At 69.6% G+C, this 17133-nt stretch carries 18 protein-coding genes; 6 read left to right on the plus strand and 12 right to left on the minus strand.

The genetic code is table 11. The features are described from left to right. Positions 1-316 precede the first annotated feature (316 nt). The 6 genes from lnt to F5X71_RS21400 form a co-directional block, all read right to left on the minus strand. The gene (gene lnt, locus F5X71_RS21375; RefSeq protein WP_167466619.1) at positions 317-2005 is read right to left on the minus strand and encodes an apolipoprotein N-acyltransferase; all 1689 of its coding nucleotides are present in this window, start codon (positions 2003-2005) and stop codon (positions 317-319) included. Between the two features lie 65 nt (positions 2006-2070). Further along, positions 2071-3666: an amidohydrolase gene (locus tag F5X71_RS21380; protein WP_167463649.1), complete on the minus strand. Its 1596-nt coding sequence runs from the start codon at positions 3664-3666 to the stop codon at positions 2071-2073. A gap of 40 nt (positions 3667-3706) precedes the next feature. Next, on the minus strand, positions 3707-3958 hold the full coding sequence (locus tag F5X71_RS21385; RefSeq protein ID WP_167463650.1) for a hypothetical protein: 252 nt from the start codon (positions 3956-3958) through the stop codon (positions 3707-3709). A 99-nt stretch (positions 3959-4057) separates the two neighbouring features. Then, a complete protein-coding gene (locus tag F5X71_RS21390) occupies positions 4058-4540 on the minus strand; it encodes an FxsA family protein (protein ID WP_167463651.1) in 483 nt (160 codons plus the stop codon). A gap of 115 nt (positions 4541-4655) precedes the next feature. Then, entirely contained in the window at positions 4656-5315 is a 660-nt protein-coding gene (locus F5X71_RS21395) for a response regulator (RefSeq protein ID WP_167463652.1), read from the minus strand. A gap of 43 nt (positions 5316-5358) precedes the next feature. Continuing rightward, positions 5359-6531, minus strand: coding sequence for a sensor histidine kinase (locus F5X71_RS21400; RefSeq protein ID WP_167463653.1), 1173 nt, complete (start codon positions 6529-6531; stop codon positions 5359-5361). A gap of 110 nt (positions 6532-6641) precedes the next feature. Here F5X71_RS21400 and F5X71_RS21405 point away from each other — a divergent pair, with 110 nt between their 5' ends. Next, positions 6642-7409, plus strand: a complete 768-nt coding sequence (locus tag F5X71_RS21405) for a TSUP family transporter (protein WP_167463654.1) — start codon at positions 6642-6644, stop codon at positions 7407-7409. 1 nt (position 7410) lies between these two features. Here the strand turns inward: F5X71_RS21405 and F5X71_RS21410 are convergent, their stop codons facing one another. Next, a complete protein-coding gene (locus F5X71_RS21410) occupies positions 7411-8055 on the minus strand; it encodes a TetR/AcrR family transcriptional regulator (RefSeq protein ID WP_238815382.1) in 645 nt (214 codons plus the stop codon). Positions 8056-8828: 773 nt separating this feature from the next. Here F5X71_RS21410 and F5X71_RS21415 point away from each other — a divergent pair. Both F5X71_RS21415 and F5X71_RS21420 read left to right on the plus strand, forming a co-directional pair. Beyond that, positions 8829-10358: a TldD/PmbA family protein gene (locus F5X71_RS21415; RefSeq protein WP_167463656.1), complete on the plus strand. Its 1530-nt coding sequence runs from the start codon at positions 8829-8831 to the stop codon at positions 10356-10358. A gap of 11 nt (positions 10359-10369) precedes the next feature. Further along, a complete protein-coding gene (locus F5X71_RS21420) occupies positions 10370-11746 on the plus strand; it encodes a metallopeptidase TldD-related protein (protein WP_167466620.1) in 1377 nt (458 codons plus the stop codon). A gap of 54 nt (positions 11747-11800) precedes the next feature. Here F5X71_RS21420 and F5X71_RS21425 read toward each other — a convergent pair whose 3' ends face one another. Continuing rightward, positions 11801-12181 (minus strand): PPOX class F420-dependent oxidoreductase, encoded by a 381-nt coding sequence (locus F5X71_RS21425; protein WP_167463657.1) that lies wholly within the window; start codon positions 12179-12181, stop codon positions 11801-11803. Between the two features lie 25 nt (positions 12182-12206). Further along, positions 12207-12755 (minus strand): PadR family transcriptional regulator, encoded by a 549-nt coding sequence (locus tag F5X71_RS21430; protein ID WP_167463658.1) that lies wholly within the window; start codon positions 12753-12755, stop codon positions 12207-12209. 110 nt (positions 12756-12865) lie between these two features. Between F5X71_RS21430 and F5X71_RS21435 the strand changes: the two genes are divergently transcribed. After that, positions 12866-13585: a glyoxalase gene (locus F5X71_RS21435; RefSeq protein ID WP_167463659.1), complete on the plus strand. Its 720-nt coding sequence runs from the start codon at positions 12866-12868 to the stop codon at positions 13583-13585. A 48-nt stretch (positions 13586-13633) separates the two neighbouring features. On the opposite strand, the gene map is transcribed toward F5X71_RS21435, so the two are convergent. Next, entirely contained in the window at positions 13634-14401 is a 768-nt protein-coding gene (gene map / locus F5X71_RS21440) for a type I methionyl aminopeptidase (RefSeq protein WP_167463660.1), read from the minus strand. 103 nt (positions 14402-14504) lie between these two features. Between map and F5X71_RS21445 the strand changes: the two genes are divergently transcribed. Continuing rightward, complete coding sequence (locus F5X71_RS21445; RefSeq protein WP_167463661.1) at positions 14505-14768, plus strand: helix-turn-helix transcriptional regulator; 264 nt, start codon at positions 14505-14507, stop codon at positions 14766-14768. 34 nt (positions 14769-14802) lie between these two features. Here the strand turns inward: F5X71_RS21445 and F5X71_RS21450 are convergent, their stop codons facing one another. Both F5X71_RS21450 and F5X71_RS21455 read right to left on the minus strand, forming a co-directional pair. After that, positions 14803-15183, minus strand: coding sequence for a PPOX class F420-dependent oxidoreductase (locus F5X71_RS21450; RefSeq protein WP_167463662.1), 381 nt, complete (start codon positions 15181-15183; stop codon positions 14803-14805). Positions 15184-15289: 106 nt separating this feature from the next. Then, a complete protein-coding gene (locus F5X71_RS21455; protein WP_174817111.1) occupies positions 15290-16453 on the minus strand; it encodes an epoxide hydrolase family protein in 1164 nt (387 codons plus the stop codon). 430 nt (positions 16454-16883) lie between these two features. Between F5X71_RS21455 and F5X71_RS21460 the strand changes: the two genes are divergently transcribed. Further along, positions 16884-17120 (plus strand): multidrug efflux MFS transporter, encoded by a 237-nt coding sequence (locus F5X71_RS21460; RefSeq protein WP_167463664.1) that lies wholly within the window; start codon positions 16884-16886, stop codon positions 17118-17120. Positions 17121-17133: the final 13 nt, after the last annotated feature.

Here is a 17133-nt window from a genome sequence, read left to right on the forward strand (position 1 = left end):
ACACTGACCACAGCAAGGCACGCGAGGCCGACCGTGAAAAGTGATCCACGCCCTATGATTCGGAGCGTCTGATCGGCCGGATTGCCAGCGTGGCGGATTTGTTTCACATCGCAGGCTAGCTATCCCAGCCGAACTTGCATAGCAAACTTTTGGCTAACACGACAATTCGCCCAGTTCGGCCAGTTAAAAGCCCAGGAAAAACCACTGCTGACAAGCGAATACAACATCAACAATGCGTATGTGCGAATAGTTCGCTACATCACGGTTCGGCTACAGCAATCACAGAAGATACCGAGGGTCCGGTTAGTCCCCGAGATCACTTTTCGTCGGATAATGTGACCCGCGGCACGTCGGTGGTGATCATGCTCGCCCGCCGCGAACGACGTTGACGGATCAACCCGGCGACCACGGCCGCGACCGTCAGCGCGACGAACACCCGCTCCGGCAGCGGCCCAACGAAAGTAGCGATGGTGTTGCTGCTGCGCAGCGGCAGCTCGGCCACCAGCGCGGCCGGCACGAATTGCGGACTCTCTTGTCGCACAGTGCCATCCGCCGCGATGATCGCGCTGACCCCGGAGGTCGCCGCGACCACGAGCGCCCTGCCGTGCTCGACCGCCCTGATCCGCGACATCGCCAGCTGCTGATAGGTCATCTCGCTGTCGCCGAAGGTCGCGTTGTTCGTCGGCACGGTGAGCAGTTGCGCGCCCGCGCGCATCGCGTCCTCGAAGGCGCGGTCGAAGGCGACCTCGTAGCAGGTCGCCACGCCGATATCGATGCCTGCCGCGCGAACCACGCCGTCGCCGTTGCCCGGCACGAAATACCCGGCGCGATCGGCATATTCGGAGAACAGCCGGAAGAACGAGCGCATCGGCAGGTACTCGCCGAAGGGCTGGATGATCTTCTTGTCGTGTCGCTCCCCCGGGCCCGCGGCGCCGTTCCACACGATCACCGAGTTCGTCGTGGTCCGATCGCCGTTCACCAGCACCGCGCCCACCAGGATCGGCGCGCCGATCCGCTCGGAGGCGCCGGTGATCAGCGCTGCCGCGTCCGCGTTGCGCAGCGGATCGATATCGGACGAATTCTCCGGCCAGATCACCACATCCGGCCGTTTCGCCCGTCCCGCCGCGACCGCCCGCGCCAGCTCCTCGGTGCGCCGCACGTGGTTGTCGAGCACCGCGCGCCGCTGCGCGTTGAAATCGAGCCCGAGGCGCGGCACGCTGCCCTGGATCGCCGCCACGGTGATCGTCCGATCCCCCTGATCGGGCGCGGGCAGCGCGGCGCCGAGCAGCAGCCCGGCCAGCGGCAGCACCGCGAGAGTCGCGGTGGCGGCGGCGAATCCGCGCCAGGCGGCCCGACCTGCGACGCTCACAGGCGCACCGGGGTCGACGTCGTGCGCTGCCTTGGCGGTACCGCTTTCGCGGTCCGGCCGGGGCTCAGCGGCCTGCCGCGCGGTGGCGAACAGCGCGCGCAGTCGCAGGACCAACGCCGCGGCGCCGGTACCGGTGAGCGCCACGGCGAAGCTGACGAATGGCGCGCCGCCGAGCGCGGCGAGCGCGAGGAACCAGCCGTCGGCCTGTCCGAAGGCCAAACGGCCCCAGGGGAATCCGCCGAACGGGAAGCTGGAGCGGGCCCACTCCGCGCTCGCCCAGGCCAGCGCCACCCACAGCGGCCACCCCGGAATTCGTCCCACCACACGCGCCAGCACGCCGAACAGTCCGATATACAGCGCGCACACCATGGACAGCGCCAACCACGGCACCGGACCGACGTAGATGCCGGTCCACGGCAGCAACGGCACGAAGAACGCCAGGCCCGCCAGGAATCCGTACCCGAATCCGGCCCGCACCCGCCCCGCGTCGCGCACCACGAGGGTGAGCACCGCGAGGCCGAGCGGGGCGAGGAACCACCACGGCCGCGGCGGGAAGCTCCCGAAGATCAACAGCCCCGCGCAGATCGCCGCCACCGACCGCGACAGCACCGGAAACCGGTTCAGCACACCCGTCATTCGCTCACGCACCCGCGTCGCCTTCCCGCGCACGGCGGCGCGACCTCGATGATCCGCCGCGATACTCACGCGGCATAGATCGTGACCCCGCGGTGCACGGTGCGCAGGCACCTGGGCAACGCCGAACCCGGTTGCAGCGGTGGCAATCCCGGCACCCGCGAGCGCGGGTCGGTGGACCAGCGCTGCACCGAGTCGGCCGCCGCGGCCACCACCAGCTCGTCGGCCTCCCACACCGCGTAGGACGCGGGCGCCCCGGGCACCAGGGTGCCCGCGATGCCGTCCCTGACCCCGCCCGCGCGCCACGCGCCCCTGGTCGCCGCGGCGAACGCGGCCCGCGGCGAGAGCCCGTGGCCGGGGGTGCGATGGTGGACGGCCGCGCGCACCGCCGCCCAGGGGTCCAGCGCGGTGACCGGCGCGTCCGAGCCGACGGCCAGCGCGATGCCCGACGAGGCCATCGCCGCGAACGGGTTCAACGCGGCGGCCCTGGTCACGCCGAGGCGCGCCGCGTACATGCCGTCCTCGCCGCCCCAGGCCGCGTCGAATCCCGGTTGCACACTGGCGATCACACCCCAGGCGGCGAGCTTGCCGATCTGTTCGGCATCGAGAAGCTCGGCGTGCTCCACCCGGTGCCCGCGCGCCGCGACCGCCGGACCGCCGAATTCGCCGACCACGCGTTCGAATCCGGCGACCACCGCGTCCATCGCGGCGTCGCCGATCACGTGGAAGCCCGCCTGGATGCCCGCCTCGGTGCAGGCGGCGACATGCGCGGCGATCGCCTCGGCGTCGAGATACGAGCGGCCGGTACCTGGTTCGTCGGCGTAGTCGTCGCGCAGCCAGGCGGTGTGCGAGCCGAAGGAGCCGTCGACGAACAGGTCGCCGCCGAGCGCGTGCACGCCGAGTTCGGCGACCAGTGCGCGCGCCTGCTCGGCGCTGCGCACCGCCTCGCCCCAGTAGGCCCGCACCTCGACGCCGTGCCGGAAATCGAGGAGTTCGCGCACATCGGTGCGACCGGAGATCTCCGGGCCCGCGCACTCGTGCACCGCGACGATGCCGTGCGCGGCCGCGTGGTCCAGCGCCGCCGCTCGCGCCCGATCCCGTTGTGCCCGATCGAGTTCCGCGAGCACCCTGGCCCGCACCAGGTGGTGTGCTCGCGCCCGGACCGGCGCACCGCGGGTGAAGCCCTCGGCCGCGCGCACCTCGGGCAGCGCGTCCAGCAGCGTGGACGATACGACGGCCGAGTGCGCGTCCACCCGGGACAGGTAGACGTGCCGGGCACCCGCGGCCTGATCGATCTCCTCGACCGTGGGCGGCCTGCCCTCCGGCCAGGTGGTCTCGTCCCAGCCGTCACCGAGGATCGCGCCCTCGGGCCGGGCCGCGGCGAACTCGCGCAGCAAGGTCAGGCAGTGCGCCAGCGACCGGGCGGCGGACAGGTCGAGTCCGGTGAGCTTCAGTCCCAGCGCGGTGACGTGCACGTGCGGGTCGACGAACGCCGGGGCGACGAACGCGCCGTCCAGATCGATGATCTCGGCGTCGGGATGCAGTGCCCGACCGGGTTGTTCGGCGCCGAGCCACACCACGGTGCCGTCGGCCACCGCCATCGCCGTCGCGTCCGGAGAACTGGAGCTGTAGATACGACCGCCGATCAGCAACTGGGTATTCACGAGGCCCCAGTCTGCCGTATGCCCGATTCGGGCCTGCGGGTCAGCCGTTCAATACGGGTTGACGCACATCCTCGGCGTGCGCCAGCACCGTCATCACGTCGGCGAAGCGCGGCGGGGCGGCGTCGGGAGCGCACGGCGAGCCGGAGCGGCAGCCCGCTTCGACGGCGATCAGCTCCAGCCGCAACGCGGCGGCGGCGAATCCGGAGATCGACTGTCCCGCAGCCGCGGCCGCGCGCTTCACCGCGACGGCCAGCTCTTCGCTCACCGTGATGGTGAGTTGCTCGGTGGTCATCGCGTCACCATAGTCCCTCGGCGCCGCGATCCCCTAGCGGCCTGGAGTGTCTTTACTACTCGTTGGTAATAGCGCTACCACCCTTTGGTACTTCCGCGGCTACAGGTTGGTGATCGCGCGGCGGGCGTTGCCCTGCCCGTCGTCGTAGTACTGGTGCACCACGGTGCCGTCGATCACCTCGCCGCCGTCGATCACCACGCCGCGGTAGGGCATGGCCGCTTGAAACTTCGCCACCCGGCGCGCGGCGAACGCGGCCGCCAGCGGCCGCACCAGGAATCGGGTCGGCGGCAACAGCAAAAACAGCCCGATCAACGACGTGACCAGGCCGGGCACGAACATCAGGACCCCGCCGGTCGCGACGAGGGCGCCGTCGGCGACCGCGGTCCCCGGCGCGAGTTCGCCGCGCCCGACCCGGCGGAACTGCTCGAACACCCGCCGTCCCTGCGAGCCGACCAGCAGCATGCCCGCCGCCGAACCGGCGATGAGCAGCAGGATGGCCGGGACCACGCCGAGCCACTGGCCGACGGCGACCAGGGCGGCGATCTCGGTGATCACATAGAGCACGAATACCAGGGCGGGCATGGCGTTCCTTTCGGACGATCTACTCAGTGCAACGTCCGGCCGGCCCGATTTTCTCCCGGATTCGCCTGAGAGTCCGATGAGATCGCGGTTTCCTGGACGCGGCACCAGCCAGGGCCTAGCCGCCCGGCCGGACCAGCCCGGTCTCGTAGGCCAGCACCACGGCCTGCACCCGGTCGCGCAGGCCGAGTTTGGTGAGCACGCGACCGACGTGGGTCTTCACGGTGGCCTCGGACAGATACAGCTGTTCGGCGATCTCGGCATTGGATCGGCCCGCCGCGATCTGCTCGAGCACCTCCCGCTCCCTGGCGGTGAGCACCTCGAGCACACCGGGGTCGCGCATCCGCGCGGGATCCTCGGCGATGAGCCGGTCCAGCAGGCGCTTGGTCACCTTCGGCGAGACGACCGCGTCACCGGCGGCGACGCTGCGGATCGCCGAGATCAGATCCTCCGGCGGCGTGTCCTTGAGCAGGAAGCCGCTCGCGCCCGCGCGCAGCGCGCCGAGCGCGTGCTCGTCCAGATCGAAGGTGGTCATCACCAGCACGCGGCAGCCGTGTCCGGCCTCGACGATCCGGGAGGTCGCGGTGACACCGTCGACCACCGGCATCCGCACATCCATGAGCACCACATCGGGCACCAGTTCCGCGGCCCGGCTCACCGCCGCCGCCCCGTTGGCCGCCTCCCCGATCACCTCGATGTCGGGGTGCGCGCCGAGCACCATCTTCAACCCCATTCGCATGAGTTCCTGGTCATCGACAACGAGAACGGTGATCGGCACGCACCTAATCTAACGTGCGAGCGGCCGCGAACGGTCTGCCAACCTATTCCGGCAAGCCGGGCGCGAGCGGGATGGTGGCCCGCACTCGCCATGCCCCGTCCGCGGCGCGGCCGGTCTCCAGCGTGCCGCCGAGCACCGCGATGCGCTCGCGCATGCCGACCAAACCCATTCCGCCGCCTTTGATCCGGACCGCGGGCTCGTCCAGGGGAACGCCGCCGGTGTCGGAGATCTCGATCGTCACGTCGGTGTCGCGGCGGCGCACGCGCACCCACGCCTTGGGGTGCGGGCCCGCGTGCCGCAGCGTGTTCGTCAGCGACTCCTGCACGATGCGATGCACGCCGAGGCTGACCTCGGGCGCGACATCGTCGAGTTCGCCGGTCATTTCGAGTTCCACGGCGAGCCCGGCGCCACGCATCATGTCCACCACCCGCGCGAGCCCGGCGGTGCCGTGCTGAGGCAGCTGGTCGGGGGCGTGTTCGGTGCGCAGCAGCGCGACGGTTCTGCGCAGTTCGCGCAGTGCCTCGCGCCCGGTGCCCGCGATGGTGGTGAGCGCCTGCTCGGCGGCGTCGGGGTCGCGGCGCAGCGCGTACTTCGCCCCGTCGGCCTGCACGATGATCACGCTCACCGCGTGCGCGACCACATCGTGCAGTTCGCGGGCAATACGGGTGCGTTCGGCCGAGACCGCGTCGTGTGCCCGGCGCTCCTTGTCGTAGTCGGCGACCGCGAGCCGCGCCGCCACCTCGGTGTCATAGGCGTGCCGCGCGCCGATGAACTCCGCGAGCGTCCAGCACAGCGCGAAGAACATGACGGTGAAGATGGCCTCGCCACCCGCTGGCTTGTCGATGGCCAGATTCGACAGCGCCGAGTCGAGCACCACGCCGAGCCCGAACCACAGGCCCTCTCGCCTGCCCACATAGGCGACCAGCGTGTACAGCATGAGCCCGAGGCTGAACAGCGTGATGTGATCGGCGTCGTCCCCGACCACGTAGCCGACCGCGGTCGCGACCAGCGACGAGACCAGCGTGGCCGCCGCCATCGCGCGCGGATACACCCGGCGCAACACGATCGGCAGCGGGAGGAACACCCCGACCGCGAGGAACGCGGCCTTGTGCGACGCGCTCCCGACGCTGAGCACCTCGAGCAGCAGAAGGAACGCCGCCAAGATCGAATCCGAGACGATGGGCTTCCCGCGAAGCCACAGACTGAACCGGCGCACCAGTCCACCCTAGGTCGGCACGGGCTCGACACCCGGCAGCCGCACCCGCGACGGGGAGCCGAACTGGACTGCTGACTGGCCCGCATTCGCCTGCCTGGTTGGCTTAGCCCGTGCAGATCGGTGATTGGGCGGTGTTGATCACCGCGGCGACGGCCGCGGGTTGGGTGGACGCGGTGGTCGGCGGCGGCGGGCTGATCATCCTGCCGACGTTGTTTCTCGTCGCGCCGAACATCGCGCCGCAGACCGCGCTCGGCACGAACAAGCTCGCCGCCGTCGCGGGTACCGGTGCGTCGGTGCTGACCTTCGCCAGGAAGGTGCCGATGCAGTGGCGGGTGCTGATTCCAGCGGCGGGTATCGCGGCGGTGACCGCGGGCGTCGGAGCCGCCGCGGTGTCGTTGATCGACCGCGACCTGTTCATTCCGATCGTGATGGTGGTGCTCGTCGGCGTCGCGCTGTTCGTCACGCTGCGCCCCTCGATCGGCGTCACGCTCGCCACGCACGCGCCGACCCGGCGCAAAGTGATCCTCACGGTCGCGCTCGCCGCCGGCCTCGTGGGGTTCTACGACGGACTGCTCGGCCCCGGCACCGGGACCTTCCTCATCATCACGTTCGCGACACTGCTCGGCACCGAGTTCGTGCGGGCGGCCGCGATGGCGAAGGTGATCAACTGCGGCTCCAACGTGGGCGCGCTGATCTTCTTCGGCCTCACCGGCCACATCATGTTCCTGCTCGGCGCCGCCATGGCGGTCGGCAACGTGGCGGGCGCGATCCTCGGCTCCCACATGGCATTGCGCAACGGCGCCAAGTTCGTTCGCGTTGTACTGCTCGTCGTGGTCGTCGCGATGGTGATCCGCCTGGGCTGGCAGCAGTTCGGCTGACTCAGCCGATGGGCTCGACCTGGGAGGCGAGCCAGGGCTTCAGTACCCGCGAGGTGGTCTCGTGGATCTGCCGGTGCAGCCGCTCGCCGTCGTCGGCGCCGTTGATCGGCTGCTGGAACAGCACGGTGAGCGCGCCGGACACCGCGCCGACGACCGCGCCGACCAGCGCTGCGGCGCCGACCTCGTCGAGTTCGGCGGGGAACGCGGCATGCAACTGCCGGGCGATCTCGCGCTGGGCCACCAGCTGCGCGTGCGCGGCCCGCCCGCTCACCGACGGCACCGTGCGCGACACCTGCGCGCGCAGCGCCGCGATCCGGGCGCTCAGATCGTCGACGAGATGTTCGCCGGGATTGTCACCGGCCGCGCGTAACGCGCGCAGTAACACCTCGACCGGACGCTCCCCCGGCCTGCGGCTGCCGATCGCGGCCACCGCGGCCCGCACCCGTTCGTCGGTCTCCGGGAAGAGCAGTTCTTCCTTGCTCGCGAAGTAGTTGAAGAAGGTGCGCGTGCCCACCTCGGCCGCCGCCGCGATGTCGGCCACCGTCGTCTCGTCGTAGCCTCTGGACTCGAAAAGCTCTACGGCTGCCTCGAGCAGAGCGCGGCGGGTACGTTCACGTTTGCGGTCACGGAGGGCGGATGGCGGCACGCGGGCACAGTACGGCATTTCCCGAGACAGGCGTGGTAGGTGCGAGTTTCGCGCGTGCCGTTCCGACCGTCCGGCCTTTGACATTGCGCCCCTGCACCTTTGACCCGCCCTCGGGCCCGCGCGAATCGGTGTCCCGGCGAGGCGACCCGGCCGAGGCCGCCAGCGAGGTTCGCCTGCGCACCGGTGGGGCAGCGACCCGCGCTCGGAGCCCGGAGCCCGGCATCGGCGAGGCAGGCAGCCAGGCAGGTAGGCAGCGGCCCGACAGGACACAGTGCGGGTCAACGCCAAGGCGCAGCGTCTGACGCCGCTCGTATCCAGCGATGGTGCGGTGCGGCGTGTCCGGCGCGCGGTCGGGTCGCTCGGCCCTACTCTATGGCGGGTTCGTTCGTATCCTGTGGGGGTTCGCCGAGAAGCATTGGTGCGGTCCCGCGCGCGACCACCGGAGTGGACCCGCGCGCGACCACCGGAGTGGACCCGCGCGCGACCACCGGAGTGGACCCGCACGCGACCACCGGAGTGGACCCGCACGCAACCGCCGAAGTGGACCCGCACGCGACCACCGAAGTGGACCCGCACGCAACCGCCGAAGTGGACCCGCACGCGACCACCGGCGCGGGCCGCCCTGCCGGGCCGGGGCCGGCCGGTCTTGGTGCGGTGCTGAATATTTCAGCCGGTGCCGGTCTGCGCGCCGTGCACGTCCGCAGTCGATGCATGTTGGCGTGGCGTGCCGGGTCGCGAACGCGCGGACGGGTGCGGGCGACTAGGTTGGTCTGGTGAGCATCGCGACTTCCAAGGATGTGGACGCAGAGTTCCTCGCCCTGCCGCTGGCCGCACTCGCCGACGCCGCGTTGAGCGCGGCGCGCGCGGCCGGCGCCCAGCACGCCGACCTGCGCGTGCACCGGTTGGTGACGCAGACGATCCGGCTGCGGGACGGGCGCGTCGAGGCGGTCACCGACGACATCGAACTCGGCTTCGCGGTCCGCGTGATCGTCGACGGCACGTGGGGTTTCGCCTCGCACGCCGCGCTGAGCACCGCGACCGCCGCCGAGGTCGCACGCACCGCGGTGACCGTCGCCACGACGTTGCGCGCGTTGAACCGCGAGCGGGTCGAACTCGCCGACGAGCCGATCTACTCCGACGTGCGCTGGGTCTCGGCCTACGACGTGGACCCGTTCACCGTGCCGACCACCGACAAGGTCGCGCTGCTGCAGGACTATTCGGAGCGACTGTCCGGCGCCGACGGCGTCGACCACGTCACCGCGTACGTATTGCAGGTGAAGGAGCAGACCTTCTACGCCGACACCGCGGGCTCCACGATCACCCAGCAGCGGGTCCGGCTGCATCCGCAGTTCGAGGCGACCACGGTCGATTCGGCGGCGGGCGTCTTCGAGACCATGCGCACGCTGGCGCCGCCGGTCGGCCGCGGCTGGGAGTACGTCACCGGCGCCGACGGCGCCTGGGACTGGTCGGGCGAACTGGCCGAGATCCCGTCCTGGCTGGCCGAGAAGGTGAAGGCGCCGACCGTCACGCCCGGCCCGACCGATCTGGTGATCGACCCGACCAACCTGTGGCTCACCATTCACGAGTCCATCGGCCACGCCACCGAGTACGACCGCGCGATCGGCTACGAATCCGCCTACGCGGGCACCTCGTTCGCCACCCCCGACAAGCTCGGCACCCTGAAATACGGCACCCCGATCATGCACGTCACCGGTGACCGCACCGAGGAGCACGGCCTGGCCAGCGTCGGCTACGACGACGAGGGCGTGGCCGGGCAGCGCTGGGATCTGGTCCGCGACGGCGTGCTCGTCGGCTACCAACTCGACCGCGTGTTCGCGCCGCGGCTCGGCCTGACCCGCTCCAACGGCTGCTCCTACGCGGACTCCGCGCACCATGTGCCGATCCAGCGGATGGCCAATGTCTCGTTGCAGCCGGACCCAGAGCGCGACACCAGCACCGAGGAGCTGATCTCGCGGGTGCGCGACGGCATCTACATCGTCGGCGACAAGTCGTGGTCGATCGACATGCAGCGCTACAACTTCCAGTTCACCGGTCAGCGGTTCTTCCGCATTCGCGACGGCAAGCTCGACGGCCAGCTCCGCGATGTCGCCTACCAGGCCACCACCACCGACTTCTGGGGTGCGATGGAGGCGGTCGGCGGACCGTCCACCTGGCGGCTCGGCGGCGCGTTCAACTGCGGCAAGGCCCAGCCCGGCCAGGTCGCCGCGGTGAGCCACGGCTGCCCGTCGGTCCTGGTGCGCGGCATCAACATTCTCAACACCCGGACGGAGGCGGGCCAGTGAGCCAGCAGACCGTGATCGCCGCGGGCGAGGTCGTCGAGCGCGCGCTCGCACTGTCCCGCGCCGACGAGGCGATGGTGATCGTCACCGACGCGCACGACGCGTCGCTGCGCTGGGCAGGCAATTCGATGACCACGAACGGGTCATCGATCTCCAGGAGCTGGGCGGTGATCTCGATCTTCCGCGACGGTCCCCGGTCCGCGCGGGTCGGCACCATCGGCTCGACCAGCGTCGACCCGGCCGAGCTCGAGTCCGTGGTGCGCCGCAGCGAGGAGGCGGCCCGCGCCGCCGCGCCCGCCGAAGACGCGATGCCGCTGCTGGATTCGGGCAAGCCGGCCGACGACTGGGCCGATCCGGCCGGGAGCACCGGCATCGAGGTGTTCACCGACCTGGCCCGCGACCTGTCCGTCGGCTTCGACGGCGCGGACCGGCTGTACGGCTTCGCGCACCACACCGTGCACACCACCTGGCTCGGCACCTCGACCGGGCTGCGGCGCCGGTTCACCCAGCCGACCGGTTCGGTGGAGATCAACGGAAAGCGCGGCACCGGTACCGATCTCGCCAGCGCCTGGGTCGGGGTCGGCACCGCGGACTTCACCGATGTCGACGTCCCCGGCCTGCTCGGCGAGTTGTCCCGCCGCCTCGGCTGGGCGGGACGCAAGGTCGAATTGCCCGCGGGCCGTTACGAAACCCTGATGCCACCCGCCACCGTCGCCGACATGATGATCTACCTGCACTGGGAGATGGAGGGCCGCGGCGCGCACGAGGGGCACACCGCGTTCTCCCGCGCGGGCGGCACCCGAATCGGCGAGCGGCTCACCGACATTCCGCTGACGCTCTACTCCGACCCGAGGGCGGCGGGGCTCGAATATCGTCCGTTCGTCGCGACTTCCGCGTCGTCGCAGGCGATGTCGGTGTTCGACAACGGACTGAGCGCCGAGCGGGTGGATTGGATCCGCGATGGCGTCATCGAATCGCTGATCTATCCGCGCGCCACCGCGGCCGAATTCGACGCCACCGCCACGGTTCCCGCGGGCAACCTGCTGCTCACCGGCGGTTCCGCGGCGACGCTGGACGAGATGATCGCGCGCACCGAACGCGGCCTGCTGCTCACCACGCTGTGGTACATCCGCGAGGTCGATCCGGCGAGTCTGCTACTCACCGGGCTCACCAGGGACGGTGTCTATCTCGTCGAGAACGGCGAGGTCACGGCCGCGGTCAACAACTTCCGGTTCAACGAGAGCCCGCTGGATCTGCTGCGCCGGGCCACCGAGGCGGGCGCCACTGAGATCACCCTGCCCAGGGAGTGGAAGGACTGGTTCACCCGAACGGCCATGCCGCCGTTGCGTATTCCCGACTTCCACATGTCCTCGGTAAGTCAGGCAACCTGACCGACCCGCTGTGCACGGCCGGGGCTGTCCCCCGGCCGTGGGCGCGGGACGCGTTCAGGGAAACGTGATCTCGATGCCGATGGTGCCCTTCTTGCCGCGGCGCAGGTTGCTGCCGAGGATGGTGATCGGGCCCATCAGCCAGTACTTGCGCATCAGGAGTTTGCGCACGCGCTCGGTGCCCTCCTGGTCGAGGACGCGCCCGGTGCCCTCGACGATCTCGCCCCGCGGCTTGCCCGCCACGCTGCACGGCTGCACGGTGACCGCCGGATTGCGCCGGAGCCGCTTCACCTTCCAGCTGTCGGTCACCGTCCACACGTAGAGTTTGTCCCCGTCCGCGACCGCCCACACCGCGGTGCCGACGGGCGTGCCGTCCTTGCGGAACGTGGTCAGCAGGACGTAATCGGCCTTGCCGACGGCCCCCAGCGTGTTCGTCATGAAGGGCAGCGTAATCCGATCCGGCTCAATCGGGCATTCGGTACTCGCCCGCCTCGATCCTGGCCACCAGCCCGTCGGTCCACCGCGCGAGGTTCCCGAAGACGCCGCTCCACAGTTCCAGCAGGTCGGTCGAGTGCGGCGGTTCGTGGCGGGTGGGAAAGTCCGGGATCATCGCGAGCAGGCCGGTGCGCACCTCCTCGCTGCGGCGGCGCTGTTCCCGCAGCTTCGCCAGGACGTGCTCCCGTGGCAGCGCGTCCATGAACGCGATGCCCGCGCCGAGTTCCTCCATGTCGACGCTGACCAGCGCCTCGTCCATCAGCTTGCGGAACTCCGCCTCGCCCGCGTCGGTCAGCTGGAACAGCGTGCGGCCCGGCCCTTCGCTGCTGTCCTCGGTGCCGTACGCGCTCAGCTTTCCCTCCTGGGTCAGCTGCTTCAGCGCGTGATAGATCGAGCCCGGCTTCACATTCGTCCAGGTCTCAGCGCGCCAGGACAGCAGTTCACGGCGCACGGCATAGCCGTACGTCGGCTGACGCAGCCGCATCACCCCCAGCACCAACAGCCGCACGGCCGACATCAGCGCACCTCCTTCAGATCGGAATTTCCCATAGTAGTCAAGTTTGACTTCCCTCGCGAAGCGGCCCTAACCTGGGCTAGTCAAAATTGATTACCAAGCTTGGAGGCTTTATGGGCGACACGGCCGTGCCGGTGCTGTGGGGCGGTAACTCCGCCGAAACGCTCGAGTTCTATCGCGCACTCGGCTACCAGGTGACCTGGGAGCAACACAGCCCGTACGTGTACCTCTCGGTGCAGCGCAACGGCTACGAGCTGCACTTCTATCGAGACAAGAAGGACAAGCGGGAGGTAGGCGAGTCCCAGATGGGCTGCCTGGTCATGGTCGACGAGGTGGCCGAGCTGCACGCCGCGTTCAGCAAAGCTCTGCGCGCGCACTACGGCCGGATTCCCGCGCGCGGCGTGCCCCGGATCAGCCGATTCCGTCCGGGGCAGACCAGATTCACCGTGCTCGACCCCGGCGGCAACAGCGTCACCTATATCCAGCGCGGCGAGCCCGAATTCGAGTACGGCGGCTCACGCGAACTCCAAGGGCTGCAACGAGTTCTGGACAACGCCCGCATCCTGCGCTTCTCCAAGGAGGACGACGAGGCCGCACGCAAGACGCTGGAGGCGGGGCTGCGCCGGTTCGACGCGACGGCATCGACGCTCGACAAGGCCCGCGCGCTGGCCGAACTCACCGAATTGGCGGTGGCCATGGGAGATCCGGCGCGCGCCGACGAGCTCCGCGCGCGGATCACCGCACTCGACCTCGCGGCCGAGGAACGCGCGGAGATCGCGGCGCAGCTGAAGATCGCCGATGAGCTCGCGGAGTGGCTGGACCAGGCGGACTAGGTCTCGACGGGGCGAGCGGTCCTGTGCCACTCGCCTTTTCGCGCGAACTCAGGCGGCAAGGGTGAGCACCTGCGGCCCGGTTTCGGTGATCGCGACAGTGTGTTCGGAGTGCGCGGTGCGCGAACCGTCGGCCGAGCGCAGCGTCCAGCCGTCGGGATCGGTGACGATGCGGTCGGTGGTGCGCGCGAACCAGGGTTCGATCGCGATGACGAGGCCGGGGCGCAGCCGATAGCCGCGACCCGCGCGACCGTGATTGGCCACGTGCGGGTCCTCGTGCATGGTGCGCCCGAGCCCGTGACCACCGAATTCGGTATTCACCGGGTAGCCGTAGTCGCGCGCCACCGCGGCGATGGCGGCGGAGATGTCGCCGATGCGATTGCCGGGCCGCGCGACCGCGATCGCGGCGACGAGGGCGTCCTCGGTGGCCCGGATCAGCCGCAGGTCTGCCTCGTCGGGCGTGCCGACCACGATCGTCGTCGCCGCGTCGGCCACCCAGCCGTCGATGCCGACGGCGAGGTCCATGGTCAGCACGTCTCCGTCCCGCAGCCGATAGTCGAACGGAAGTCCGTGCAGCACAGCGTCGTTCACCGACAGACAGACGGTATTGCGGAACGGCCCGCGACCGAAGGAGGGCGCGTAGTCCCAGTAGCAGGATTGCGCGCCGCGCCGCCGGATCTGCTCGCGCACGTGCGCCTCCAGCTCGAGCAGATTCACCCCGACCTCGGCCAGCGCCCGCAACTGCGCCAGCACTTCGGCGACGAACTGCCCGGTCACCCGCATCCGGGCGATTTCGTCCCGCGTCTTCAGCTCCACCATGAGAGAACCCTTTCGGTATTAAAATACCCATAGATCGACGGTATTTTAATACCACACACCGACGGGCTTGCGGTATTTAAATACCGAAGCTAGCCTGCCTTCCATGGTCCGCCTTCCGTTGACGCCCGCGCAGATCGACGCGGGCCGCCGCCTCGGCGCCGCCCTGCGCACCGCTCGCGCGTCCCGCGATCTCACCGAAGTCGCTCGGGCAGCGGGCATTTCGCCGGAAACCCTGCGCAAGATCGAGACCGGACGACTCCCCTCCCCCGCCTTCGGCACCGTCGTCGCGTTGAGCATGGTGCTCGAGCTGCCATTACAGGACCTCGCGGACACCTGGCGCGCCGCAGGTCTCGCCGAAACGGCCTGAGCAGTCCGCTGTTCCGCTGCCAACGGCCCGATGGTCACGGCGTGCGCGTGATCGCGAGGCCGACCGAGCCGTCCGCGCCGCGAAACAGCTTGTGCAGCGTGATGACCAGGGTGCCGATCACCCCGTACGCACGGCCGACGAGTTCGCGCACCCGCTGCGTGCCGTCCGCATCGAGCACCGTGGCGGTACCGGTGTACACCTCGTCGTCCGCAGGCCGTCCCCGCGCATCGCACCGCCGCAACGTCACCTCGGGATTGCGCCGAATCCGCTTGACCTTCCACGTCTTCGGATTCGTCCACACCACGAGACGATCCCCGTCCGCGGCGACCCACACCGGCGTGCCGACCGGCGTCCCGTCCTTCTTATAAGTGGTCAACAGCACGAATTTGCTCGTACCCAGCTCATTCCAAGTCATACGAAAAACGTAGATCGCCGACCCCACCCCGCCATCCGTCCCAGGACTCGCCCCCGCCTACGCCCCGAGACGTAGGCGGGGCGCGCTGGGTCGCCCCGCCTGCCGGTCAGCCGCGGCGTCTGCGGAAGAAGGCGCGGACGTCGTCGAGGAACAATTTGGGCTGTTCCAAGGCCGGGAAGTGGCCGCCCGCGGTGTATTCGGTGAAGTGCTCGAGGTGGCCGCCGGGGTTCATCACCCGGCGCATCAACGGGCTGGTGCCGAAGATCGCCCACCCCTGCGGCACATCGGAGGGCGCCGCCCACGCCATGCCCGAATGCGCCGATTCCCAAAGGAATTGGGCGGCCGATGCGCCACTGCGGGTGAACCAGTAGATGCTGATGTTGGTCAGCATCAGGTCACGGTCGACGCGTTCGCCGAGGGGCAGCGCCGGATCGGTCCACGTCTGGAGCTTCTCCGCGATCCATGCCAGCTGCGCGATCGGCGAATCCGTCAGCGCCGCCGCGATCGCGTTCGGCTGCGTGGATTGCAGGACCAGATATCCCTTCTGCTCCGCCCAGCTCGCCCGGGCCTGCTCGATCGCGGCGAGATCGTCCGCGCTCAGCCCGTCCGGCATCGGCAACTGCTCCCCGACCAGCCCCAGCATGCCCTGGTCGCTGTTCACGTGGGTCGCGATCACCCGCTCCGGATAGACGGCCGCCAGCCGGGAGGTCACGCCCGCGCCGACATCACCGCCCTGCGCCACGAACCTGTCGTACCCGAGCCGGGTCATCAGCTCGGCGAACGCGTCGGCCGTCCGGGCCAACTCCCACCCGGTCGAGGCCAGCGGCATGGAGAACCCGAACCCCGGCAGCGACGCAATCACGACATGGAACGCGTCCGCCGGGTCACCCCCGTGTGCCGCCGGATCCGTCAAAGGCCCCAGCACATCGAGGAATTCGACCACCGAACCGGGATACCCGTGCGTAATCAACAGCGGCACCGCCCCTTCCGCCGCCGAGCGCACATGGACGAAGTGAATCGTCTGCCCGTCGATCTCCGTCGTGAACTGATCGAACGCGTTCAGCTTCGCTTCCTGTGCCCGCCAATCGAATTCGTCGCGCCAATACGCCGCCAACTCCGCCAGATACCGCGGCGCGATCCCCCGCCCCCAATCGTCCTCGGTCCCCGCCACCACCTCCGGCACCCGCACCTCCCGCAACCGCCTGCGCAGCTCATCCACTTCGGTCTGCGGAATGTCGATACGGAAGGGATGGATCGCTGTGTTCGTCATGAGAACCACTCTCCAACCCCTTGCGGAAGAGTTTCTTCCGCGATCAAGCCCTCTTCTCGGATTCTTCGGAATTCTCAGCAAGGCGCCAACTCGTCGAATGTGTCCGGGCGTAACCAGCGATCTCGACGGGATATCTGCGGTGCGTGGATCCGGGGGAGCGGCGTACTGTGGTCAAGTCCCGCACGTGTGCGGGCGCGAACTTCTGTAGTGGAAACGAGGTGGTGACGTATATCCCAGGCCGAGTAGCCGTCCGTGTGCCCCCATGTCCTGAGTGCTGGACGTGTGCGGGGGCGGACGTCGCGCTGGTCTGAGTCGCGTCACCCAACTGTCATTCCCGGGTGCAGCTCTGCCGACTGCCCGGGTTTCGTGTTCATGCGAGTCCGGTGTGGCCGGCGGCGAGCTCCCCGATTCCCGCACCAGGAGTCCTGCCGTGAGTTCCTCCACGCTCGGCCACGAACCCGAGCACACCCCTGAGCCCTCGAACAACGCCTCATCGCCGATGTCGACGGCGGCCAAGATCGCCCTCGCGGTCCTGTTGACCGGCGAGCTCATGAACATCCTCGATGATTCGGTCGTCCTGACCGCGATGCCGACGCTGCAGCGGTCGCTCGGCGCCGGATCGGGCGTGCCGCAGTGGCTGACCGCGGGCACTGCTCGCCGTCGGTGAGGTGACGGGCGCG

Source organism: Nocardia brasiliensis, from assembly GCF_011801125.1.
Lineage (GTDB): Bacteria > Actinomycetota > Actinomycetes > Mycobacteriales > Mycobacteriaceae > Nocardia > Nocardia brasiliensis_C.

Coding starts and splice junctions, on each gene's coding strand:
- lnt (WP_167466619.1), bottom strand. CDS start 2,005: ATGACGGGTGTGCTGAACCGGTTTCCGGTGCTGTCGCGGTCGGTGGCG.
- F5X71_RS21385 (WP_167463650.1), bottom strand. CDS start 3,958: ATGACCACCGAGCAACTCACCATCACGGTGAGCGAAGAGCTGGCCGTC.
- F5X71_RS21390 (WP_167463651.1), bottom strand. CDS start 4,540: ATGCCCGCCCTGGTATTCGTGCTCTATGTGATCACCGAGATCGCCGCC.
- F5X71_RS21425 (WP_167463657.1), bottom strand. CDS start 12,181: ATGACGAACACGCTGGGGGCCGTCGGCAAGGCCGATTACGTCCTGCTG.
- F5X71_RS21430 (WP_167463658.1), bottom strand. CDS start 12,755: ATGTCGGCCGTGCGGCTGTTGGTGCTGGGGGTGATGCGGCTGCGTCAG.
- F5X71_RS21435 (WP_167463659.1), top strand. CDS start 12,866: ATGGGCGACACGGCCGTGCCGGTGCTGTGGGGCGGTAACTCCGCCGAA.
- map (WP_167463660.1), bottom strand. CDS start 14,401: ATGGTGGAGCTGAAGACGCGGGACGAAATCGCCCGGATGCGGGTGACC.
- F5X71_RS21445 (WP_167463661.1), top strand. CDS start 14,505: ATGGTCCGCCTTCCGTTGACGCCCGCGCAGATCGACGCGGGCCGCCGC.
- F5X71_RS21450 (WP_167463662.1), bottom strand. CDS start 15,183: ATGACTTGGAATGAGCTGGGTACGAGCAAATTCGTGCTGTTGACCACT.
- F5X71_RS21455 (WP_174817111.1), bottom strand. CDS start 16,453: ATGACGAACACAGCGATCCATCCCTTCCGTATCGACATTCCGCAGACC.